Here is a 21,685-nt window from a genome sequence, read left to right as displayed (position 1 = left end):
GCCACGGGAATGGAAGGCCAGCGTCTGACGCCGGAGCCGACACCGGGCCAGCCGGTGGCCCCCGAGCCGCCGCGCGGGCGTTTTGCGCTGTCACCGCTGAACCAGCGCCGCTGGCGGAACTTCAAACGCAACCGCCGTGCCTTCTGGTCTCTGTGGATCTTCGCAATCCTGTTCGGAATTTCGCTGTTTGCCGAGTTCGTCGCCAACGACAAGCCGATCCTGATCAACTACCGCGGCGAATATTTCATGCCGATCTTCAACTTCTACCCGGAGACCGCTTTTGGCGGCGATTTCCAGACCGAGGCGGTCTATCGCGATCCGGAGGTCAAATGCCTGATCGCCACCGGCGGGCTGGATCTGTGTTTTGATGATCCGGAGGGGTATATCATCGATGCCGAGGACGGGATGATCGAAGGGCAGGCCATCGAGAAGGGCTGGTCGGTCTGGCCGCTCATCCCCTATTCCTTCAACACTGCCGTGGACCGCCCCGGCGCCGCGCCGCTGCCGCCCAACGAGCAGAACTGGCTCGGCACCGACGGCACCAAGCGCGACGTGCTGGCGCGGGTGATCCACGGTTTCCGCCTGTCGATCCTGTTCACCCTGATCGTCACCGGGCTGGCCAGCCTGATCGGGGTGATTGCCGGGGCCGTGCAGGGCTTCTTCGGTGGCTGGACCGATCTGATCTTCCAGCGCATCATCGAGATCTGGTCCTCGACCCCGTCGCTCTACGTGATCATCATCATGTTCGCGATCCTCGGGCGCAGTTTCTGGTTGCTGGTGTTCCTGCTCGTGCTGTTCTCCTGGACCTCGCTGGTCGGGGTGGTGCGGGCGGAGTTCCTGCGCGCGCGTAACCTCGAATATGTCCGGGCAGCGCGGGCACTCGGGGTGGGCAACCTGACGATCATGTTCCGCCACATGCTGCCCAATGCCATGGTCGCGACGCTGACGATGTTGCCTTTCATCATCACCGGCACGATCTCCACCCTGGCGATCCTCGATTTCCTCGGCTTCGGCCTGCCGTCTTCGGCGCCCTCGCTGGGCGAGCTGACCCTGCAGGCCAAGCAGAACCTGCAGGCGCCCTGGCTGGCCTTCACCGCTTTTTTCACATTCGCCATCATGCTGTCGCTGCTGGTCTTCATCTTCGAGGGCATCCGTGACGCATTCGACCCCCGAAAGACATTCTCGTGAGCGCATTGCTGGACGTCAGAGACCTGCACGTATCCTTCCGTCAGGACGGGCAATTGAGCCATGCGGTGAAGGGTGTGAGCTTCACGCTGGAGCGCGGCGAGACCGTGGCGCTGGTGGGGGAGAGCGGTTCGGGCAAGTCGGTCTCGGCGCTGTCGACCGTGTCGCTGCTGGGCGATTCCGCCGAGGTTTCGGGCTCGGTCACCTATGACGGCCAGCAGATGATCGGCGCCGATAAGGCTCTGCTGCGCAAGGTGCGCGGCAACGACATCAGCTTCATCTTTCAGGAGCCGATGACCTCGCTGAACCCGCTCCACACGATCGAGAAACAGCTCGCCGAGTCGCTGGCTCTGCATCAGGGGCTGGCCGGGCAGGCGGCACGGGCGCGTATTCTGGAGCTGCTCGACAAGGTCGGGATCAACGATGCGGAAAGCCGTCTTGGCGCCTATCCGCACCAACTTTCGGGCGGGCAGCGCCAGCGCGTGATGATCGCCATGGCGCTGGCCAACAAGCCGGATGTGCTGATCGCCGATGAGCCGACCACCGCGCTCGACGTGACCATTCAGGCGCAAATCCTCGACCTGCTGAAGGAGCTCAAGGACAGCGAGGGCATGGGCCTGCTCTTCATCACCCATGACCTCGGTATCGTGCGCCGGATTGCCGACAGGGTCTGCGTGATGCAGAAGGGCGAGATCGTCGAGCAGGGGCCGACGCGAGAGATCTTCGACAATCCGCAACACCCCTACACCAAGAAACTGCTCAGCGCCGAGCCGACGGGCCATCCGGCACCGATCCCTGAGAATGCCGAAGTGATCGTCGAGACCGACCAGCTCAAGGTTTGGTTCCCGATCCAGAAGGGGCTGCTGCGCCGCACCGTCGGTCATGTGAAGGCGGTCAACGAAGCGACCATGTCGGTGTGCGCCGGGGAGACATTGGGGATCGTCGGGGAATCCGGCTCCGGCAAGACCACGCTGGCGCTGGCGATCATGCGTCTGATCTCTTCCGAGGGGCGGATCGTCTTCATGGGGCAGGATGTGCGCAAATGGTCGACGCGCGAGCTGCGGCGGTTGCGCAAGGACATGCAGATCGTGTTCCAGGACCCCTTCGGCTCGCTGTCACCGCGGATGACCTGTTTCCAAATCATTTCCGAAGGTCTGTCGATCCACAAGGTGGACGAGGGCCGCGATCAGCGCGGATTGGTGAGCGAAGTGATGCTGGAGGTCGGGCTCGACCCGGCGACGATGGATCGTTACCCGCATGAGTTTTCCGGCGGGCAGCGCCAGCGTATCGCCATTGCCCGCGCCATGGTGCTGCGGCCGCGGCTTCTGGTGCTTGATGAGCCGACGTCGGCGCTCGACATGACGGTGCAGGTGCAGATCGTCGAACTGCTGCGCAAGCTGCAGATCAAATACGGGCTGGCCTATCTGTTCATCAGCCATGACCTGAAGGTGGTGCGGGCCATGTCGCACAAGGTGGTGGTGATGAAGCGCGGCGACGTGGTTGAATATGGCAGCGCCGATGCGCTCTATGACAATCCGCAATCGGATTATACGCGCAGTCTCCTGCAGGCGAGCGGCTGAACGGCGCATTTGCGATCATGGAATGGGCGAACGAAAAAGCCGCGCTGCAGAGATGCAGGCGCGGCTTTTTTCGCATCTGCGTTTGGCGTGAGGTCAGCCCGGCCCGACCATGAAACAGCTGACATTGCGGGCCTGCAGGCGGCGGCAGGCCAGATCGGCGGTCTCGCGGGACATGCCGAGGAAGTTCGCGTCAAAGCCCTGCGGACGCTGCACCACCTTGCGCAATGTACCGTCCAGCGTCGCCATCTCTGCCAGCGCTGTCTTCAGCAGGACCTTCTCCGCGGCATAGCGGCTCGGATAGCGTCCCACATTCACGCCCCAGTGACGCCCTCCGGAAGTCGAGACGCGGGTCACAACTTCCTGTTCGGCGACCGATGCGCTGGCCACGGCCAGCTCGATCGCGGCCGCGGGCTCGGGATCGGCTTGTGCGACGGCCCGGGTGACCTGCGGTGCGCTGCGCGAGGTGGCGGCGCGTGGGCGCAGGGTCGGACGTACCTCGACGGCGGCAAGGGTGACCGGCGCTTCCGGTTCGGCCGTCACCAGCGGTGTTTCGACGGCTTCGCGCAGGGCCGCGGTCACGTCGGCGTCGGAAACCGGCACCGGCGGCGGGGCAACCGGCTCTGCCGAGGCGACCAGCACCGGCGCTTCGGGCATTGGACGCAGCTGCGGCCGTTTGGACAATTTCACGGCTCCGACGACGCGGATCGTCTTGCCCGCGCCACCGTTGCTGTCGTTCCTGAGATCGGCATAGACCGGCACGCTCGGCTTTCGCACCGGCGCGCCGTTGGGGGCGCGGCGGAAACCGAGATCCATCAGCTCGGCGACCTTGGCATTGCGCTGCGCCGTCGACTGGCCGCCGAATACGGTAACGATGATACGCTGGTTGCCGCGTTCCGCAGAGGCCGTGAGATTGAACCCCGCCGCGTTGGTATAGCCGGTCTTGATCCCGTCCGCTCCCTTGTAGGAACGCAGGAAACGACGATTGGTGTGATAGACCTCGCGCACCCCGGCATTGGCAGTGATCCGCGAGAACAGGTTGTAATATTGCGGATAATCGTAGAGCAGATGGCGGCCCATCAAGGTCATGTCATGGGCGGTGGACAGATGGCCGGACTGCGTCAGACCATGCATGTTCTTGAAGCTCGTCCGCGTCATTCCCAGCGCCTTGGCCGTCCGGTTCATGCGCGCTGCAAAGGCCGCTTCGGAACCGCCGATCGCCTCGCCAATGGCGGTGGCCGCATCATTGGCGGATTTGATCGCGGCGGCGCGGATAAGATAGCGCAGGGCGATCTCCTGACCGAAGCGCAGACCGAGCTTGCTCGGGGGTTCGGCGGCCGCGTTCTTGGAGATCTTGACCTTGGTGTCGAGAGAGATCTCGCCATGCTCGATCGCCTGGAAGGCGATATAGAGGGTCATCATCTTGGTGAGAGAGGCCGGGTGCAGACGGGTGTCGGCGTTGCGGGAATAGAGCTCTTCACCGCTTCGGGCGTCGATCACATAGGCCGCGTAGGGCGCCGCCAGAGCGCTCAACGGGCCCAGAATCAGCAGAATGATAGTTGTCAGGATGAATAGCCCGGAACGGGCCGGCTGAACGCGCCGCGCCTTCATGGTAACCTGCCTTTTTGCTCTGCCTCGGGCCGCCGATTTTTCGACTGACCATATTATTATTGAGAAACTAGCACAGGATAGGTTTCCGAGAAACCCTTTGGGCACCGGTAATTAACCATTTTGATGAAATACGCGTGCCGAAATCTTGCGTATCCGGTATCTCTTCCCACCATAGCGATGATTGGGGCGGAAATAAGGCGGGAATGTGCCGTGATTGAGGCAGATGGCGTGCCGCGCGTGACGCTCCCCTTCAGGCGATTCCATCGATGCGCCTGATGAGCTCCGGCAACGCCGCGAGGTCGGCAATTTCGGCATATCGGTAATGATCGCCCGGCGGCTCGGCATGTTCGATGGCCCATACCAACCCATGCGGAACGTAGACGCCCCAGCCCCCGGCCTCGATCATCGGCAGCACATCCGAGCGCATGGAATTGCCCGCCATCACCCCCCGAGTAGGACCGTCGCCATGTCTTTCGAAAACCCGTTGATAGGTCTCGCGGTCCTTCCGCGAGACGATCTCCACGGCATCGAAATATGCGCGCAGCCCGGATTGTGCCAGCTTGCGTTCCTGATCCAGCAAATCGCCCTTGGTGATCAAGACCAGCCGGTACTCGTGGCGCAGCGCCTCGAGAGTAGCCGTGGCATGGGGCAGCAATTCGACCTCATGGCTCAGCATCTCGCGTCCGGCGGCCAGGATTTCGCTGATCACCGGGGCGGGCACTTCGCCGCCGGTCACCTCGATGGCCGTCTCGATCATCGACAGGGTGAAACCCTTGATGCCGAATCCGTAATGGGGCAGGTTGCGACGTTCCGCCGCGAGCAGGCTGTCCATCAGGTCATCCTGCGCGGCATGGTCGGCCAGGAGGGTGGCAAACCGTTTCTGGGTAAGGGAAAAGAAACGTTCGTTATGCCAGAGAGTATCATCGGCATCAAAGCCGATCGTGGTGACGGGGCGGGGCATCTTGGGCGGAGCCTCTTTCCTAAATTGGTGCAGAGGTTATATAGATATGGGGAAGACTCGCAATTATTCACGCAACCCGCAGGAGCTGCAATGCGCCTTGATGATCACATGATGGCCAGCCGTCCCGGGGACAATGACGAAACCGAGCTGCTGACCAAGACCAAGCCCAAGACCAAGCGGCCGCCGCTTTACAAGGTCCTGTTGCTGAATGACGATTTCACCCCGATGGAATTCGTCGTGCATGTCCTCGAGCGTTTTTTCGGGCTCAACCACGCCCAGGCCTTCGAAATCATGCTGACGGTTCACAAGAAGGGTCTGGCAGTCGTCGGCGTGTTCAGTCACGAGATTGCCGAGACCAAGGTCGCCCAGGTGATGGATTTCGCGCGGCGCCACCAGCATCCGCTGCAATGCACAATGGAAAAAGAAGAATAACGCGTGATAGATGCTCGATTGCAGCTGGCGCTGAGCGGCGACGGGCTCGACCTGCCGGGGGATGGCATGATTGCCGTCTTTCAGCCGTCCAAGGATGCCGACCTGTCGGACCTGCCACGCGAGCGCGTGCAGATCATTCATGATTTCAAACCCGAATGCACGGTCTGGGAGGGTCGTGGCTTCGCGGTGTCCCAACAGAGCGAGGGGCGTTTCGCCGTCGCGATCGTCTGCCTTCCGCGAGCCAAGATGCAGGCCCGTGCATTGATCGCCGAAGCCTGCGCCGTGAGCGACGGGTTGGTGGTGATCGACGGGCAGAAGACCGACGGGGTCGATTCCATTCTGCGCGAGATGCGCGACCGGGTGACCGTTCAGGGGCCCATCGCCAAGGCGCATGGCAAGATGTTCTGGATCAGCGCCCCGGCGGCGGATTGTTTCGCCGACTGGGCGGCCGGACCGGCCCTTACCGAGGGTGGCTTCTGGACCGCGCCGGGCGTATTCTCCGCGGATGCGGTGGATCTTGCCTCGGCCCTGCTCGTCGAGGCGCTGCCGGAGGATCTGGGGCGCGAGGTCGTCGATCTCGGCGCCGGTTGGGGTTTCCTCTCCGCCCATGCCCTGACCCGGCCGAATATCGAGACATTGTATCTGGTCGAGGCCGGTCACATGGCGCTGGATTGCGCGCGCCATAATATCACCGACGAGCGGGCACGGTTTCACTGGGCGGACGCCACCGAATGGGAACCGCCCCACCGGATGGACAGCGTCATCATGAACCCGCCCTTCCATTCCGGCCGGGCGGCCGAGCCGCAGATCGGTCAGGCCTTCGTCGCGGCAGCGGCGCGGATCCTGTCGGGGCAGGGACATCTCTGGATGGTGGCGAACCGTCATCTGCCATATGAAGGTGAACTACAGAAGCGCTTTTCCTCGGTCGAGGAGATAGGCGGCGACGCGCGGTTCAAGCTGTTTCACGCCGCCCGACCGCTTCGCAAGCGCGGCTGAGCCAGCGCGCAGGAAAGGATCACCATGTCATTCTCGATTTCCGGCAAGACTGCGATCATCACCGGCGCCTGCGACGGGATCGGGCTCTCCATCGCCCGGCACCTCGCCGATCAGGGCGCCAATGTGATGTGCGCCGATGCCAATGAAAAACGTCTGCTCGAAGAGCTGGGCGACAGTCCTGACGAGGGCAACGTCCGGGTCTTCGCCGGAGATCTTCGCCAGCGCCTGACCATCGCCAATCTGGTCTCCGCCACGATCGATGCCTATGATCAGGTCGATATCCTGGTCAATGCCGCGCGCCAGGTGCTGCCGACCGATCCGCTCGATGTCGAGGATACTTCCGTCGAAACGCTCTGGGAGCAGAATGTGAAGACGGCGCTGCAATTGTCCCAGCAGGTGGCGCGGCGGATGATCAAGCAGGCGGAGAGCCAGCCCGAAGGCCAGATCGGCTCGATCATCAACCTCAGTTCCATCGCCGCGCGGCAAATGCAGCCGCAGTTGATGGGCTATGCCATCGCCTCGGCGGCGGTGCAGCAGATGACCCGGTCGATGGCACTGGTGCTGGCACCGCATCGGATCAGAATCAACGCGATTTCCTTCGGCTCGGTGATGAGCGCATCGCTGCGGGCCTCGGTGGCGGACAACCGCGAATGGCGCGACGATATCCGCAGCCATACACCGCTGGGCCGGATCGCGGCGCCGAACGAGCTTTGCGAGGCGGTGCAGTTTCTTGCGGCGGAAAGCTCGGGCTTCATGACCGGCGAGGTGATGGTCATTGATGGCGGCCGCACCCTGCTCGATCCGGTGACGGCGCCGGCTCACTAAGGGTCGGGCAATTCTGCGGAATATCGGGCGTGGTTTCACGGGAAACAGCGCCGGATCATCCGGGGAAAGCGCCTTCCGGATGCGCGATCCGGAAGGCGTAACAAGATCAGACGTAGAAAATCAGGGCTGTTTTGGCAGCATCACCCCGTCGATCACATGGATGACCCCGTTGGATTGCTTCACATCGGCAATCGTCACGAAGGCACCATTGCCGTTCTCGTCGGTCAGAAGAACCCGGCCATCATCGGCCAGGGAGGCGTCCAGCACGCAGCCGCCCAGGGTCTCCACCGGGTGATGGCCGTCATCGTCCGCGATCATCCCGGTAATCGCATCTGACATCGCGGTCGTGCCGACCACATGGCAGGTCAGCGTCTCGACCAGCCGGTCCTTGTTCTCGGGCTTGAGCAACATCTCGACCGCGCCGCCCTCGAGCCGCTCGAAGGCCTTGTTGGTGGGCGCGAAAACGGTGAAGGGGCCTTCACCCGCCAATGTATCGACCAGCCCGGCCGCCTTCACGGCGGCGACAAGCGTGGTGTGGTCCGCTGAGTTCACCGCATTTTCGACGATGTTCTTGTCGGCATACATCTCTGCGCCGCCGACCATCGGGTTCTCGGCGCTCGCCGCACCAGCGAATAGGGCAAGGGCGGCAGCGCTCATCATGGTTTTCTGAAAGGTCATCGGTTTTCTCCCGGTTGTTATGCTGATCGTCTTTCGATCCGTGAGTAACTACGAGACCTTCGATGCAAGAGTTTCAGCCGCGAGCGATTTAGCGCCGCAGCCGTCATGACGAAAAAAATGCCGGGCTGCGCCGGTCGCGGCGGATTTCTCCCTTGACGGCATCGCGGGCCTGACTTAGTGCAAGCGCCCATGGCGTGGTAGCTCAGTCGGTTAGAGCGAACGACTCATAATCGTTAGGTCGGTGGTTCAAGTCCACCTCACGCCACCATATCTTCTTGCCGGTCGGCCCCGCGACGCAAGATCTGTTTCGCCATTGTGGCGACGCTTCCGATACGGCCGAACTGCAGCTTTCCCTCGAAATCTATCGACCACGCGCAATTTTACGTGACAGGTTGTCCTTGCTCGCATAGGAAATTGTAACGTATCACCATGTCGCGACATTTCGTAAAAGAAAGGCGCATCGGTCAGCAGGGAGGAATCACATGACCATTACCCGTAAATCGTTTCTGGGCTTCATGGGGGCGGCCGCGTTCGGGCTCGCTTTCGGCGCCACCTCGGCGCTGGCTCAGGAGGTCACCTTGCGCATGCACCAGTTCCTGCCACCGCAGGCGACCGTGCCGAGCCAGGTGCTGGATGTCTGGGCCGACAAGGTCGAGGCGGACAGTGAGGGTCGCATCAAGGTCGAGCGTTATCCTTCGATGCAGCTCGGCGGCACGCCGCCGGAGTTGATGGATCAGGCGATCGACGGAATCGCCGATATCGTCTGGACCGTGGTTGGCTATACGCCGGGCCGCTATCCTTCGACCGAAGTCTTCGAACTGCCGTTCATGATGACCAATGCCCGCGCCGCGAGCTCGGCCTATTGGCAGATGTTCGAAAAGCATATGAAGGACAGCGAGTTCAAGGATCTGAAGATCCTCGCGACCTGGGTGCACGGCCCCGGCATGTTGCACACCAATAAGGAAGTCCGCAGCCCCGAAGACATGCAGGGCATGAAGATCCGCGGCGGTTCGCGGCTTGCCAATGCGCTGCTCGAGCAGGTCGGCTCGACCCCAGTCGGCATGCCCGTCCCGGCCATTCCCGAAGCGCTTTCCAAGGGCGTTATCGACGGTGCGACGATTCCCTGGGAAGTGACCACCGCGCTGAAGGTACCCGAGCTGGTCGATTACCATACCGAGTTCGAAGGCAATGCGCTTTACGTGCTGACCTTCGTTCTGGCGATGAACAAGGACCGCTACGAGGGCCTGCCGGAGGATCTTCAGAAGGTGATCGATGACAATTCCGGTCTTGAGTTCTCGATCTTCGCCGGAGGTACACAGGCCGATGGCGATGCCCCGGCCCGCAAGCTTGCCGAAGAGCGCGGCAACACGATCGTCACCGTGAGCGCGGAAGAGGCCGCGGCGTGGAAAGAGGCGGCACAGCCGGTCTATGACCAGTGGATCCAGGAGATGGACGCCAAGGGCATCGACGGTCAGGCGCTGATCGACGAAGCGCGCGAGCTCATGGACGCCTACGACAACTGACCCTGAAGGGGTGAGCGAGGTCTGCGGCAGATGCGCCTGCCGCAGACCTGTTTTTTCCGGCAGGACGAAGAGGTCCGACATGCATCGAATTGTTCACGCGATGGCCAAGGTCACCGCCCTTTTCGGCGGGCTGGTGTTGGTGGTGCTGGTGGTCCTCACCAGCCTGTCGATCATAGGACGTTCGCTCAACAAGGCGCTGCATGGCGGCTTTTTCCAGGACAATCTGCAGGGTGTGGCGCAGGTTCTGCTCGACCTCGGCATTGCCGAAATCCGCGGCAATTACGAATTGCTCGAGGCGGGGGTGGCTTTCGCGATCTTCGCCTTCCTGCCGATCTGCCAATTCTACGGCGGACATGCCTCCGTCGATGTTTTCACCTCCTTTCTCAGCCGCCGCATCAATCGCTGGATCATCGCCTTTTGGGAAGTGGTCCTGGCGCTGGTGATCGTTTTGATCATCTGGCGGCTTTATGAGGGGATGCAGCGCTATATCGGAAATGGCGAGACCACGCTGTTCCTGCAATTCCCGGTCTGGTGGGCCTATGCGGCGAGTTTCGCCGCCGGGATCATCGCCGCGCTTGTCGCTGTCTACTGCGCCATTGTCCGGGTGATCGAAGCGCTGCGCGACCAATCCATTCTCCCCCAAGAAGACGGAGCCCATTGACGTGAGTAACCTCGAGCTCGGCTTCTGGTCCTTTCCGGTCCTGCTGTTGATGATTTTCCTACGCGCGCCGATCGGGCTGGCGATGCTGCTCTGCGGATTTGGTGGCTGGTATCTGGCGATGGGCGGCAATGCGACGCCGCTGCTCGCCAAGCTGAAATCGGAGACCTACACGACCTTTTCCAGCTACTCGCTGTCGATCATTCCGATGTTCCTCCTGATGGGCCAGTTCGCGACGCTGTCGGGCATGTCCACAGCGCTGTTTCGAGCGGCGGAAAGCTTTCTCGGTCACCGGCGCGGCGGGGTTGCCATGGCAGCCGTCGGCGCCTGTGCCGGGTTCGGCGCGATCTGCGGCTCATCGCTGGCCACTGCCGCCACGATGTCCAAGGTCGCATTGCCGGAGCTGCGCCGCTATGGCTATTCAGGCGGTTTTTCAACCGCGACCCTGGCGGCGGGCGGCACGCTCGGTATCCTGATCCCGCCCTCGGTGATCCTGGTGATCTATGCGATCCTGACTGAACAGAACATCGCCAAACTGTTCCTTGCCGCCTTCCTGCCCGGCGTGCTCGCGGCGATCGGCTATATCATCACCATCTCCCTCTACGTGCGGCTGAACCCCGGCAGTGCGGGTACGAGAGCGCCGCGTCCGATGGCCGAGCGGTTCCGCGCGCTGTTCGATACCTGGCCGGTGCTGGTCATCTTCTTCGTTGTGGTCGGCGGTATCTACCTTGGCTGGTTCACGCCGACCGAAGGTTCCGCGATCGGCGCGGCGGGCACCGGGCTGGCGGCGCTGGCGGCGGGTAGCCTGAATTGGCGGGTGCTCGGAGAAAGCCTGCTCGGCACTGCCCGGACCACCGCCATGATCTTCTTCATCGTGCTCGGCGCGGCGTTCTATAACGGCTTCCTGGCGCTGTCCGGCGTGCCGCAATTCCTGGCCGATTGGGTGGTGACGCAAGGGTTCAGCCCGTTCTTCGTCCTGACGATTATCCTGGTCTTCTACCTGCTCTTCGGCTGTCTGATGGATTCGCTCAGCATGATCCTGTTGACCGTGCCGATCTTTTTCCCGGTGATCTCGGCCATGGATTTCGGCATGAGCCCGGAGCATCTGGCGATCTGGTTCGGCATCCTGGTGCTGATCGTGGTCGAGGTTGGGCTGATCACGCCGCCGGTCGGGATGAACCTGTTCATCATCAATTCGATGGACCGCGAAACCCCGATGAGCGAGACCTACAAGGCGGTGATGTATTTTGTCGGGTCCGATATCGTGCGGGTGGTGATCCTGGTACTCTTCCCCGCAATCACCCTGTTCCTGCTACCCGGCTGATGTATATGACCGATCCCTTCATCCATCCGATCAACGTCACCTGGGGCGATTGCGATCCGGCGCGGATCGCCTATACCGCGCGGCTGCCCTGGTTCGCGCTCGATGCGATCAATGCCTGGTGGGAGGCGCATTTTAACGGAGACGGGTGGTATCAGCTTGAGCTTGACCGCAACATCGGTACGCCCTTCGTCAACCTGACAATGGATTTCCGCAGCCCCGTTACCCCCCGGCACAAGCTCCTCTGCGAGACCTATCCGACCCGGCTTGGTGACAGGTCGATCACCTTTGGCATGAAGGCGCGACAGGATGGCAGGCTCTGTTTCGAGGGCTCCTTCACCTGCGTCTTCACCATTGCCGATCAGTTCAAGAGCCAGTCGGCCCCGAACGAACTGCGCCGCGTGATCGAGCCGCTGATCCGCGCGGAGTAGCGCCTGCAAACAAAAGGGCCGCGACTGGCGCGGCCCTTTTCTGTCGGCTGTCGGTGTCCTACTCGGTCCAGGCCATCCGCGCCGGGTGGTATTCGAAACCTATATGATGCTCGGCCCCGACCAGCCCCTGACGGGTGTGATTATAGAGCGAGCGCCAATAGGGCTGGATCGTCACCCCGGCATTCTGGATCATCGCCTCGCCCTCTTCCATCAGCTTCCGGCGTTCATCGACATTCGCCGTGGCCAATGCCTTTTCAAGCAGGGCGTCGAAATCCGGGTTGGACCAGCCGAACTCGTTCCAGGCCTCGCCGGAGCGATAGGCGAGCGCCCAGATCTGCACGCCCAGCGGCCTTGCGTTCCAGTTGGTCGAGGAGAAAGGGTACTTGGTCCAGTCGTTCCAGAAGGTCGAGCCGGGCAGGATAGTGCGTTTCACCTTGATCCCGGCGTCGCGCAGCTGCGCGGCGACCGCGTCGGTCGTGTCCTTGCGCCAGGCGTCGTCGATGGAGAACAGCTCATGCTCGAAATCCGCCATCCCGGCTTCCTCCATCAGCGCCCGGGCGGCTTCCGGATCGACGGTGCGTGCGGGCAGTTCGGCATATTCGGGATGCATCGGGCCGACATGGTGGTTTTCGGCGACGAGTCCGCGCCCGGCGTAGCCAAGCTCGAGCAGCACCTCGTTATCCACGGCCATGGTAATCGCCCGGCGGACCCGCTCGTCCTCATAGGGCTTCATGCCATCGACGTCGGCGAGCTGGTTGGGACGGATGACGATCGTTGCCGCGGTGGCGATGCTGTTCTCGTTCCAGCCATCGAGCGTGCCGAAGATGTCGATATATTCGCCCTCGATGGAATAGGTCGCGTCGATCTCCTCGGCCTCGGCGGCGGCGACGAAGGCAGAGGGGTCGGTGCCGTAATCGATATATTCGAGCCGGTCGATATAGGGCCCGCCATAGACCTCGGTACCCCACCAGGTATGGTCCGGGTTCTTCACCAGCACGCCCTTCACGCCGACCTCGAGGGATTCGGGCAGGTAGGCACCGGTGCCGACGGGGTTGTCGAGCATCGTGTCGGCATCGAAACCTTCGGGCACGATGGCGGCCGGATAATCGGCCATGCCCGGCACGAGGGTGATGTCGGGACGCGGCAGCGACAGCTTGACCGTATGATCGTCCACCACCTCGATCGCGCCTTCGATGGCCTTGCCGCTTTCCTCGTCGATCAGCGTCGCGAAGCGCCCGGCCATGGAATTGCCCTCCAGCGACTTGTCACACCAGCGTTCGATATTGCGCGCCACGTCCTGGGCGGTGAAATCCTCGCCATTGTTCCATTTCACGCCCTGACGGACGTTCAGCAGATATTCCGTGGCGTTGTCGTTGATCTCCCAGCTTTCCAGCAGCGCCGGTGTGAAGGTGCCGTCGTTCTCCCAGATCGCGAGATATTCGAGCCAGCCGCGGCTGAAATTGGCGATCTGGCTCCAGTCATAGGTGCGCGGATCCTTCAGGGCGCGGACCTCCATCTGCATCCGCACCGTCCCGCCTTCCTTGTGGGCCGCGGCCTGCGCCGGGGGCGCCATGCCGATCATCGCATAGGCTGTCGCAGTGGTGGCGCCGAAAGCGCTGGCGAGCGCGAGGAATTCGCGGCGGTTCACCGGGTCTCGTTTGGCGGCCTCCGCGGAATCCAGAATGGACTGGGGCAGTTTCTTGCCGGTACGGGTCAGAAATTCCATGATCTTCCTCTCTGTTGAACGAGCGGCCCAAAAGCCGCCCAAGGCGATACCGACGATGTGCGCTCTGGTCGGTCGGTGCGGTTTTCCCGCATTTTCTTCCCCTTGCGCCGGGGCCGCTCCAGTGTCGAACAGACAGATGCGCTGCGTCAAGGCAAAGCGGCCTGCGTGTCGGGGCGGGATGATGCGCGGCACGCGGGAGCGCGCATCGATCCTGCGCCCCTTGCCCTCAGCGCGCGTCGGCGCGGGCGGCTTTGATCAGTTCTTCAAGGGTTTGAAGATCACCGATCTGATTGGCGAAAATCAACACCAGCCGCGCATTGAGCGCGTGGCTTTCGGCCTCGTCGAGCCCGGCATGGGCATCCATCAGCGCATTGTAGAAGGCATCACCATCGGGGCCGAGTTTGTCCTGCAGGATCATGGCTCACCTCCCAGAGCACGTTGATGGGCATCGCGGATAGCCTGCACGTCCGGCTCGGTGAAGGCGGCACAGATATGGCCATCCGGGCGCAGCAGATAGATCATGTCGCTGCCATAGCGGGCGCGGGCAAGCCCGTCGCGGTCGGCAAAACAGGGGTAATCCGCATTCTGCTGATCGATCCCCAGTCGCCGCAGCCCCTCGACCGGGGGCAGGGCAGCTGCGCCCAATCCGAGCAGCGTGAAGGCACCCTGCGCTTGCGCGACCAGCCAGGTCGGCCCGGACGGCCCGTCCAGCGGCGCATCGACAAGCGCTGCACCGGGCGCAAGAGGCGCCTCGCCGGGGGTCTGCAGCGGCAGACCCTTCAGCGAGCAGGGTTGCGACAGGCGGCCCGAATTGATCAGCTTGCGGGCGAAAGGATGTCGCCGCGCGAGGTTCAGCACCTCGTCGCGGAACAGCGCCTCGACCGGGCTTTTCGGGGTCATGAAATTCGTGGCGCGTGACGAATTCAGGATGTTCTCGGCAGATCCATGGCGGCGCTCCTCGTCATAGCTCGCGATCAGCGCCGACGTCGCGTCTCCGCGCAGCACTGCGGCCAGTTTCCAACCGAGATTGTCGACGTCCTGAATACCGCCGTTGCCGCCACGTGCCCCGAAGGGGCTGACCACATGGGCACTGTCGCCGACAAAGAGCACGCGGTTGTGCACGAAACGTTCGAGCTTGGCGCAGCGGAACTTGTAGACGCTCATCCAATCGAGACGGAACGGCGTGTCACCGACAATCGCCTTGATCCGCGGGATCACCTTCTCCTCGGTTGCCTCGGCCTTGGGATCGGTCTCGGGGCCGAGCTGCAGGTCGATGCGATAGATGTTATCGGGCTGTTTGTGCAGCAGCGCCGACTGGCCGGGATGGAATGGCGGCGCGAACCAGAACCAGCGTTCCGGCGTGTCATGATCGCCGAAAGGGCTCTGTTCCATCTCCACATCGACGATGAGGAAATGCTCATCGAAGACCTGACCCTCGAAGGTCAGGCCCATACGCTGCCGCGTGGCGCTGCGCGCGCCGTCGCAGGCGATGTAATAGCTGGCTTCCAGCGCGTAGGAGCCATCCGGCGTCTGCACGCAGAGGGATACGTGATCGCCGTGATCGACATGATCGGTGACCTTGTTGAGAAACCGCAGGTCGATCAGATCGGGGAAGTCCCGTGCGCGTTCGACCAGATATTGTTCGACGTAATATTGCTGCAGATTGATGAAGGCCGGGTATTTGTGCCCCGGCTCCGGCAGCAGGTCGAAGGCATAGACCTGCCGGTCTCCGAAAAAGTTGCGCCCGACTTTCCAGGTCACGCCCTTGTCGAGCATCCGCTCGCCGATGCCGAGCCGGTCGAAGATCTCCAGCGTTCGCTTGGCCCAGCAAATCGCGCGGGAGCCCACCGAAACGACGTTGTTGTCATCGAGCACCACCGAGGCGATGCCGCGCTGTGCGAGATCGATTGCCATGGCAAGGCCGATCGGACCGGCGCCGACAATGGCAACGTCGTGGCGCGGCTCCGGCGCGCTCAGACCCGGGGGCGTGACATAGGGAAAGGGAGCGTATTCATAGGCCATGAGCGGTTCCGGAAAAGGGGGCGGCCCCGGCAAGGGAGCCGCCGGTAGAGGTCAGGCTTGCAGCGCTTCCCACATCGCGATGTCGCGTTCCGCGGTCCAGATCCGCGGCGTGTCGATGTCGCGGGCCTCGTCATAGGCGCGGGCGACGTTGAAGGGCAGGCAGTGTTCGTAGATCGCGTAATCGCCGAATTTCGGATCGCATTCCGCGCGCACCGCGTCCCAGGCTTCCTTCAGCGTGCCGCCGCGCAGCGCCACCTGGGCGGCCGGGCGGTAGGTGGAGCGCACGAAATCGGCGGTATTGTCAATTGCGGCATTGACCATGTCGCGGCCCACCAGCGCGTCGCCGCGGCCCGGCGCGATGGCGTCGAGATCAAAGGCGCGGATACGCTTCAGCGTGCCGGGCCAGTCGTGAAAATGCCCGTCGCCGCAATAGCAGGCCGAGTGATATTCGACGATATCCCCGGTGAACATGACGTTCTGATCGGGCACATAGATTACCGCATCGCCCGCAGTATGGGCGCGGCCGAGATGCATGATGTCGACGCGACGGTTGCCGAGATAGACCGACATGCGGTCATTGAACGTGGTTGTCGGCCAGGTCAGGCCGGGAATGCTCTCATGGCCCTCGAAGAGCCGCGGAAAGCGCTGGAACTCGCTGTCCCAGTCTTCCTGACCGCGCTCGACGACCATCGAGCGGGCCTTTTCGGACATGATGATCTGCGACGCGCCGAAGGCAGAGGCGCCGAGGACCCGCACCGCGTGGTAATGGGTCAGCACTACATGGCTGATCGGCTTGTCGGTGACCGAGCGCACGCAGTCGATGACCTTGTTGGCAAGCCGCGGCGTGGCCTGGGCCTCGATGATCATCACGCTGTCATCGCCGATGATCACGCCGGAATTCGGATCGCCCTCGGCGGTGAAGGCATAAAGACCCTCACCCACCTCGGTGAAGGATATTTCCTTTTCGGTCATGTCGCCCTGGGAGGCAAACTTCTTGGCCATTCTCGTCGTCCTTTGTCGAAGGGCCGCGCCCTGTGGCGGCGCAGCGAATGAGTATTTGGGAAAGGGTGAAGATCAGGGGTATTCGACCGCCGGGAGGATCTTGCCCGCGCAGGCGCCGAAGCCGATCCGATAGCCCTCGCCTTGCGCATGGCCGGTCAGGATCATCGTGTCGCCGTCCTCGATGAAGCTGCGGGTGGCGCCGTTCTGCAGGGTGATCGGCTCCTTGCCGCTCCAGGTCAGTTCGAGCAGCGAGCCGCGTTCGGATTTTTCCGGGCCGGAGATGGTGCCGGAGCCGAGCAGGTCGCCGGCGCACATGGCGCAGCCCGAGGAGGCATGGTGGGTCAATTGCTGGGCGGCGGAGAAATACATCTGGTTGTAATTGGTGCGCGCGATGACTTCCTGTTCGCCGCCCTCGGGCTCGATGAGCACGGCAAGGTCGATGTCATAGAGCATCGGGCCGGGCTCCTGCAGGTAGGGCAGCAGGTCCTTCTCGCGCTCCGGTGTCGAGGTGCGGAAGGGTTCGAGCGCGGCACGGGTGACGATCCAGGGCGAGATCGACGTGGCGAAGGCCTTGGCTTGGAAGGGCCCGAGCGGCTGGTATTCCCAGGCCTGGATGTCGCGGGCCGACCAGTCGTTGAGCAGCACATAGCCGAAGATCATCTCGTCGGCCTCGGCTACGGTGACCGGGCGGCCCATTTCGTTGGAGCCGCCGACGACGGCGCCCATTTCGAGCTCGATATCGAGACGTTTGCAGGGACCGAAGGAAGGTTTCTCCGCATCCGGTGACTTGAGCTGGCCATTGGGCCGGTGAATGTCGGTACCGGAGACCACCACGGTGGAGGCGCGGCCATTGTAGCCGATCGGGATATGCAGCCAGTTCGGTGGCAGCGCGTTCTCGGCGCCACGGAAGATGGTGCCGACATTGGTGGCATGATGGCGGCCGGCGTAGAAATCGGTATATTCGGAGACCACCATGGGCATGTGCAGGCGGGCGTCGGAGAGCGGGACCAGATGCGGAGCGACGGCGGCCTGATCGGAGGCGTCCGAGCTCAGCAATTCCATCAACCGGCTGCGCAGCGTTTCCCAGGCCTTCGGGCCGAGCTCCATCACGTCGTTCCAATAGGGTACATCGAAGACCGGCTCATCATCGAGGGCGATCAGACCGTTCTCCTCGAGCGCCTGCATGTCGAGCACCTGATCGCCGATTGCCACGCCGCAGCGCGGCTCGAGGCTGTTGGTGGAGAAGACCCCGTAGGGCAGGTTGTTGAGGGGAAAGTCGGTGTCGGCGCTGTTGGCGCTTTCCACCCAGGAGGTGAGGAGGGTCATTTATCGTCCTTTCTTGGGGAGGTGGCGTGGGTTTCACCCACCCTACGTAGGATGGGGACAACCTGCGTCACGCCGTCATTTCCTGCCCGGGGTACCGTCGAACTTCTTCTCGAGGCTTTCCCAGCAATCGATGTAATCGTCCTGCAGCGGCGCTTCCTTGGCGGCAAACTCGGTCAGGTGCTGCGGGAAGCGGGTTTCGAACATGAAGGACATGGTATTGTCGAGCTTTTCCGGGCCGAGCTCGGCATTGGAGGCGCCCTCGAAGGCGTTCTTGTCCGGACCGTGCGGCAGCATCATGTTGTGCAGCGACATGCCGCCGGGGATGAACCCCTTGGGCTTGGCGTCATATTGGCCGTAGATATTGCCCATGAGTTCGGACATGACGTTCTTGTGGTACCACGGCGGGCGGAAGGTATTTTCGGCCACCATCCAGCGTTCGCGGAACAGCACGAAATCGATATTCGCGGTGCCTTCGACACCGGAAGGGGCGGTGAGCACGGTGAAGATCGACGGATCCGGATGGTCAAAGAGAATCGCGCCGACCGGGCAGTAGGTGGTGAGGTCGTATTTGACCGGACAGTAATTGCCGTGCCAGGCCACCACGTCGAGCGGCGAATGTCCGATCCTTGTCTCGTGAAACTGGCCGCACCATTTGATGGTGACGGTGGAGGGCGTCTCGCGGTCCTCGAAAGCGGCGACCGGGATCTTGAAGTCGCGCCGGTTGGCCATGCAATTGGCGCCGATCGGACCGCGGCCGGGCAGCTCGAACTTCTGTCCGTAATTCTCGCAGACGAAGCCGCGGGCCGGACCGTCGAGCAGTTCGACCCGGTAGACCAGGCCGCGCGGGATGATGGCGATCTCCTGTGGTGCGAGATCGATCACCCCAAGCTCGGTGCAGAAGCGCAGGCGGCCTTCCTGGGGGACGATCAGCAATTCGGAATCGGCAGAGTAGAAATAGGCGTCGACCATCGAGTCTGTGACCAGGTAGATGTGGCTGGCCATGCCGACCTGGGTATTCACGTCCCCGGCGGTGGTCATGGTGCGCATGCCGGTGAGCCAGGTCAGCTTATGATCACCATGCGGCACCGGATCCCAGCGATATTGGCCCAGGCTGGTGACATCCTGCGGAATATGCGGTGCGGATTTCCAATAGGGAAGGTCGATCTTCTCGTAGCGATGCGAATGTTTGACCGAGGGGCGGATCCGGTAGCACCAGGTGCGTTCGTTCTGATGGCTTGGCGCGGTGAAGGCAGTGCCGGAGAGCTGTTCGCCATAGAGGCCGTAATCGCATTTCTGCGGCGAATTCATGCCCTGCGGAAGCGCGCCGGGGAGCGCTTCGGTTTCGAAATCATTGCCGAAACCGGGCATGTAGCCTTCCGTCGTGCCCATCGGGGTGGCGGCGCGGGTCAGCTCGTCTGATTTGGTCGGAATGTTCATCGGCGGGTCCCCCAGTGTCAAATCCTGGCCCCGTCTAATAGTTGAATTTGTAACTAACAAGAGGTGTCACCGGAAATTTCGATGCAACCGTGCGAACACGTCGCGGGCGCCGCACGGCGGCTTTACTTGCGCTGCGAAAAACCGCACCGATAGGGGATGAATGATCATCTTAAAGGGCTTTTGATCACAACGGCGGGGGTGCTCTGCGTGGTGCCGGATTCGCTGTTCGTACGGCTGATCGAGGCCCCGGCGCTGGCCATTGCCTTTTGGCGCGTGGCGCTGGCGGGGGTGGCAACCGGGCTTGGTGTGCTGTTACTGCAGGGACCGGGGCCGTTCCGTGCATTGTCTCGCTCCGGCTGGCTGGGTGTGGTCTATGTGGTTGGCATCGGGTCGGCCGGAGTGCTTTTCGTCCTGGCGGTCAGCCTCACCTCCATCGCCAACGTGGTGTTCATCATCGCCTCCCTGCCGGTTTTCGCCGCGCTGTTCAGCCGGATCTTTCTGGCCGAGATGCTGAGCACGCGGATGTTGCTGACCCTGGCGGCGGTGCTGCCCGGTCTGGCGGTGATCGCCTATGGCTCGGGCGAAACCGAAGGAGCGCGTCTTGCCGGGGATCTGCTGGCCTTGTCGGTCTCGGCGATGTTCGCCGCCGCCCTGACGGCTGCCCGATATCTGCGGGGTATCTCGATGGTGCCGGGGGTGGCGGTCGGCTATCTGCTCGGCGCGCTGGCGATCTCTCCCTGGGCAATGCCGCTATCGGTGTCTGCGGAGCAATTTCCCTTGGTATTTACACATGCCGGTTTCATCGCCGCGAGCGGGGCGCTTCTGGCGATCGGTCCGCGCTACATCGCATCTGCCGAAGTCGGATTGCTGGTGCTGCTGGAATCGGTGCTGGCGCCGTTGCTGGCCTGGGCGGTGATCGGCGAGGATCCGGGGCGTTATGCGCTGCTGGGGGGCGCTGTCGTCCTGGGCGCCCTGGGGATCTCCAACCTCGCAGCGCTGCTACGGCCGCGCCCGGCTAGGGCCGGATTGCTCAGAAATCGGCGCTGACATTGGGCAGGTTCAGCGCCTTGACCAATTCGCGCAGTTCCTGACGGGCGGCGATATTCGAGATGTTGAGCTGTTTGACGCCGATGTCGAGCAGGTCGAGCAGGGTCAGGCCCCGGGGGAAGAGCTCGCGGAAGATCACCCGCTCGTTGAACCCCGGCGCCACCCGGAAGCCGATGCGCTTGCTGAGATTGCCGACCGCACGCTGCATCTTCTCCTTGTTGACCATGCGCTGCGCCCCGAGGCGGTTGCGGACCACGATCCAGTCGATCGGCGAGAGCCCGGCCTGCGCACGCAGCTGCCGCGCGTTCCAGACCATCTCGGAATAGACCGAGGGGCCGGTGATCTTCTCGGCAGATGCATCGGTATGGGCGAGCAGATCGAAATCGATGAAGCTGTCGTTGAGTGGCGTGATCAGCGTGTCGGCGAGCGAATGGGCAACCTGGCTGAGCCGGGTATGCGAGCCGGGGCAGTCGATCAGGATGAAATCGCTGGAGGATTCGAGCCCCGCAACCGCGGCGCTGAGCCGGTGGTCATACATGTTCTCGCCGGGACGCAGCGCATCGGCGGTAATCTCGGGCAATTCGCAGAGATCGGGGCTCGGCAGGTCGAGTTCGGCCTCGGCGAGGAATTCGCGGCGGTTCTCCACATAGCGGCCGAAGGTACGCTGGCGCAGATCGAGATCGAGCGCGCTGACCCGGTGGCCCATGCGCACCAGCGCGGTTGCCAGATGCATCGAAACCGTCGATTTTCCCGCGCCGCCCTTCTCGTTTCCGACGACGATGATATGCGCCATTGCCCGTATCCCTTCGTGCCCCGCCATTAGTACGGGTTCTTTGCGGCCCGACTATATGTGGGGGCGATTGCTTTGGAAAGTGGTGCAGCGAGGGCGCTGCAATGTTATCGGTGCCGAATGCGGACCGGCCCGTT

Annotated in this window: 20 protein-coding genes and 1 tRNA gene; 11 read left to right on the top strand and 10 right to left on the bottom strand. The window is 62.7% G+C overall.

Translation table 11 applies throughout. The annotated features are described in order from the left end of the window. The first annotated feature begins 9 nt into the window (after positions 1 to 9). Positions 10 to 1,188 carry an ABC transporter permease gene (locus tag ACFSUD_RS01335; RefSeq protein ID WP_386371086.1) on the top strand — a complete coding sequence of 393 codons (1,179 nt, stop codon included), beginning with the start codon at positions 10 to 12 and terminating at the stop codon, positions 1,186 to 1,188. Further along, entirely contained in the window at positions 1,185 to 2,765 is a 1,581-nt protein-coding gene (locus ACFSUD_RS01330; RefSeq protein WP_386370708.1) for an ABC transporter ATP-binding protein, read from the top strand. The genes ACFSUD_RS01335 and ACFSUD_RS01330 overlap by 4 nt, the downstream gene beginning before the upstream one ends. A gap of 93 nt (positions 2,766 to 2,858) precedes the next feature. On the opposite strand, the gene ACFSUD_RS01325 is transcribed toward ACFSUD_RS01330, so the two are convergent. Further along, a complete protein-coding gene (locus tag ACFSUD_RS01325) occupies positions 2,859 to 4,373 on the bottom strand; it encodes a D-alanyl-D-alanine carboxypeptidase family protein (protein WP_386370706.1) in 1,515 nt (504 codons plus the stop codon). A 250-nt stretch (positions 4,374 to 4,623) separates the two neighbouring features. Further along, positions 4,624 to 5,334, bottom strand: a complete 711-nt coding sequence (locus ACFSUD_RS01320; RefSeq protein ID WP_386370704.1) for an HAD family hydrolase — start codon at positions 5,332 to 5,334, stop codon at positions 4,624 to 4,626. A gap of 90 nt (positions 5,335 to 5,424) precedes the next feature. Between ACFSUD_RS01320 and clpS the strand changes: the two genes are divergently transcribed. Genes clpS through ACFSUD_RS01305 form a run of 3 tightly spaced genes read left to right on the top strand, consistent with a single transcriptional unit; the run spans position 5,425 to position 7,587 of the window. Then, the gene (clpS, locus tag ACFSUD_RS01315; RefSeq protein WP_386370702.1) at positions 5,425 to 5,766 is read left to right on the top strand and encodes an ATP-dependent Clp protease adapter ClpS; all 342 of its coding nucleotides are present in this window, start codon (positions 5,425 to 5,427) and stop codon (positions 5,764 to 5,766) included. A 3-nt stretch (positions 5,767 to 5,769) separates the two neighbouring features. Continuing rightward, positions 5,770 to 6,762, top strand: coding sequence for a class I SAM-dependent methyltransferase (locus ACFSUD_RS01310; protein ID WP_386370700.1), 993 nt, complete (start codon positions 5,770 to 5,772; stop codon positions 6,760 to 6,762). Between the two features lie 24 nt (positions 6,763 to 6,786). After that, positions 6,787 to 7,587: an SDR family NAD(P)-dependent oxidoreductase gene (locus ACFSUD_RS01305; protein WP_386370697.1), complete on the top strand. Its 801-nt coding sequence runs from the start codon at positions 6,787 to 6,789 to the stop codon at positions 7,585 to 7,587. Positions 7,588 to 7,707: 120 nt separating this feature from the next. On the opposite strand, the gene ACFSUD_RS01300 is transcribed toward ACFSUD_RS01305, so the two are convergent. Then, on the bottom strand, positions 7,708 to 8,265 hold the full coding sequence (locus ACFSUD_RS01300) for a fasciclin domain-containing protein (protein ID WP_386370695.1): 558 nt from the start codon (positions 8,263 to 8,265) through the stop codon (positions 7,708 to 7,710). 191 nt (positions 8,266 to 8,456) lie between these two features. Between ACFSUD_RS01300 and ACFSUD_RS01295 the strand changes: the two genes are divergently transcribed. From ACFSUD_RS01295 to ACFSUD_RS01275, 5 genes are all read left to right on the top strand, one after another. Beyond that, positions 8,457 to 8,533, top strand: a tRNA-Met gene (locus ACFSUD_RS01295). Positions 8,534 to 8,747: 214 nt separating this feature from the next. Beyond that, a complete protein-coding gene (locus ACFSUD_RS01290; protein ID WP_386370694.1) occupies positions 8,748 to 9,788 on the top strand; it encodes a TRAP transporter substrate-binding protein in 1,041 nt (346 codons plus the stop codon). 79 nt (positions 9,789 to 9,867) lie between these two features. Then, positions 9,868 to 10,449 (top strand): TRAP transporter small permease, encoded by a 582-nt coding sequence (locus ACFSUD_RS01285; RefSeq protein WP_386370692.1) that lies wholly within the window; start codon positions 9,868 to 9,870, stop codon positions 10,447 to 10,449. 1 nt (position 10,450) lies between these two features. Next, a complete protein-coding gene (locus ACFSUD_RS01280; RefSeq protein ID WP_386370690.1) occupies positions 10,451 to 11,770 on the top strand; it encodes a TRAP transporter large permease in 1,320 nt (439 codons plus the stop codon). After that, the gene (locus ACFSUD_RS01275) at positions 11,770 to 12,198 is read left to right on the top strand and encodes an acyl-CoA thioesterase (RefSeq protein WP_386370688.1); all 429 of its coding nucleotides are present in this window, start codon (positions 11,770 to 11,772) and stop codon (positions 12,196 to 12,198) included. Before ACFSUD_RS01280 ends, ACFSUD_RS01275 begins: the two co-directional genes overlap by 1 nt. Before the next feature lie 58 nt (positions 12,199 to 12,256). Here ACFSUD_RS01275 and ACFSUD_RS01270 read toward each other — a convergent pair whose 3' ends face one another. From ACFSUD_RS01270 to hmgA, 6 genes are all read right to left on the bottom strand, one after another. Beyond that, a complete protein-coding gene (locus tag ACFSUD_RS01270; protein ID WP_386370686.1) occupies positions 12,257 to 13,924 on the bottom strand; it encodes an ABC transporter substrate-binding protein in 1,668 nt (555 codons plus the stop codon). 226 nt (positions 13,925 to 14,150) lie between these two features. Beyond that, on the bottom strand, positions 14,151 to 14,342 hold the full coding sequence (locus ACFSUD_RS01265; RefSeq protein WP_386370684.1) for a DUF2783 domain-containing protein: 192 nt from the start codon (positions 14,340 to 14,342) through the stop codon (positions 14,151 to 14,153). Then, positions 14,339 to 15,946: an FAD-dependent oxidoreductase gene (locus ACFSUD_RS01260; protein ID WP_386370682.1), complete on the bottom strand. Its 1,608-nt coding sequence runs from the start codon at positions 15,944 to 15,946 to the stop codon at positions 14,339 to 14,341. Before ACFSUD_RS01260 ends, ACFSUD_RS01265 begins: the two co-directional genes overlap by 4 nt. Positions 15,947 to 15,997: 51 nt before the next feature. Next, positions 15,998 to 16,948 (bottom strand): MBL fold metallo-hydrolase, encoded by a 951-nt coding sequence (locus ACFSUD_RS01255; RefSeq protein WP_386370680.1) that lies wholly within the window; start codon positions 16,946 to 16,948, stop codon positions 15,998 to 16,000. 72 nt (positions 16,949 to 17,020) lie between these two features. Next, positions 17,021 to 18,274: a fumarylacetoacetase gene (gene fahA, locus ACFSUD_RS01250; protein WP_386370678.1), complete on the bottom strand. Its 1,254-nt coding sequence runs from the start codon at positions 18,272 to 18,274 to the stop codon at positions 17,021 to 17,023. 75 nt (positions 18,275 to 18,349) lie between these two features. After that, positions 18,350 to 19,711 carry a homogentisate 1,2-dioxygenase gene (hmgA, locus tag ACFSUD_RS01245; protein WP_386370676.1) on the bottom strand — a complete coding sequence of 454 codons (1,362 nt, stop codon included), beginning with the start codon at positions 19,709 to 19,711 and terminating at the stop codon, positions 18,350 to 18,352. 156 nt (positions 19,712 to 19,867) lie between these two features. Between hmgA and ACFSUD_RS01240 the strand changes: the two genes are divergently transcribed. Then, positions 19,868 to 20,758, top strand: a complete 891-nt coding sequence (locus ACFSUD_RS01240; protein WP_386370674.1) for a DMT family transporter — start codon at positions 19,868 to 19,870, stop codon at positions 20,756 to 20,758. On the opposite strand, the gene ACFSUD_RS01235 is transcribed toward ACFSUD_RS01240, so the two are convergent. Continuing rightward, on the bottom strand, positions 20,742 to 21,551 hold the full coding sequence (locus ACFSUD_RS01235; RefSeq protein ID WP_386370672.1) for a division plane positioning ATPase MipZ: 810 nt from the start codon (positions 21,549 to 21,551) through the stop codon (positions 20,742 to 20,744). The two genes, ACFSUD_RS01240 and ACFSUD_RS01235, sit on opposite strands and share 17 nt — an antisense overlap. Positions 21,552 to 21,685 lie beyond the last annotated feature (134 nt).

The organism is Sulfitobacter aestuarii, from assembly GCF_042685005.1.
GTDB lineage: Bacteria > Pseudomonadota > Alphaproteobacteria > Rhodobacterales > Rhodobacteraceae > Sulfitobacter > Sulfitobacter aestuarii.
This window is presented reverse-complemented; position numbering and strand designations above follow the sequence as displayed.

Coding starts and splice junctions, on each gene's coding strand:
- ACFSUD_RS01240 (WP_386370674.1), top strand. CDS start 19,868: ATGAATGATCATCTTAAAGGGCTTTTGATCACAACGGCGGGGGTGCTC.
- ACFSUD_RS01320 (WP_386370704.1), bottom strand. CDS start 5,334: ATGCCCCGCCCCGTCACCACGATCGGCTTTGATGCCGATGATACTCTC.
- ACFSUD_RS01260 (WP_386370682.1), bottom strand. CDS start 15,946: ATGGCCTATGAATACGCTCCCTTTCCCTATGTCACGCCCCCGGGTCTG.
- ACFSUD_RS01275 (WP_386370688.1), top strand. CDS start 11,770: ATGTATATGACCGATCCCTTCATCCATCCGATCAACGTCACCTGGGGC.
- ACFSUD_RS01305 (WP_386370697.1), top strand. CDS start 6,787: ATGTCATTCTCGATTTCCGGCAAGACTGCGATCATCACCGGCGCCTGC.
- ACFSUD_RS01255 (WP_386370680.1), bottom strand. CDS start 16,948: ATGGCCAAGAAGTTTGCCTCCCAGGGCGACATGACCGAAAAGGAAATA.
- ACFSUD_RS01290 (WP_386370694.1), top strand. CDS start 8,748: ATGACCATTACCCGTAAATCGTTTCTGGGCTTCATGGGGGCGGCCGCG.
- ACFSUD_RS01285 (WP_386370692.1), top strand. CDS start 9,868: ATGCATCGAATTGTTCACGCGATGGCCAAGGTCACCGCCCTTTTCGGC.
- ACFSUD_RS01270 (WP_386370686.1), bottom strand. CDS start 13,924: ATGGAATTTCTGACCCGTACCGGCAAGAAACTGCCCCAGTCCATTCTG.
- ACFSUD_RS01325 (WP_386370706.1), bottom strand. CDS start 4,373: ATGAAGGCGCGGCGCGTTCAGCCGGCCCGTTCCGGGCTATTCATCCTG.
- ACFSUD_RS01335 (WP_386371086.1), top strand. CDS start 10: ATGGAAGGCCAGCGTCTGACGCCGGAGCCGACACCGGGCCAGCCGGTG.
- ACFSUD_RS01300 (WP_386370695.1), bottom strand. CDS start 8,265: ATGACCTTTCAGAAAACCATGATGAGCGCTGCCGCCCTTGCCCTATTC.
- fahA (WP_386370678.1), bottom strand. CDS start 18,274: ATGACCCTCCTCACCTCCTGGGTGGAAAGCGCCAACAGCGCCGACACC.
- hmgA (WP_386370676.1), bottom strand. CDS start 19,711: ATGAACATTCCGACCAAATCAGACGAGCTGACCCGCGCCGCCACCCCG.
- ACFSUD_RS01265 (WP_386370684.1), bottom strand. CDS start 14,342: ATGATCCTGCAGGACAAACTCGGCCCCGATGGTGATGCCTTCTACAAT.
- ACFSUD_RS01235 (WP_386370672.1), bottom strand. CDS start 21,551: ATGGCGCATATCATCGTCGTCGGAAACGAGAAGGGCGGCGCGGGAAAA.
- clpS (WP_386370702.1), top strand. CDS start 5,425: ATGCGCCTTGATGATCACATGATGGCCAGCCGTCCCGGGGACAATGAC.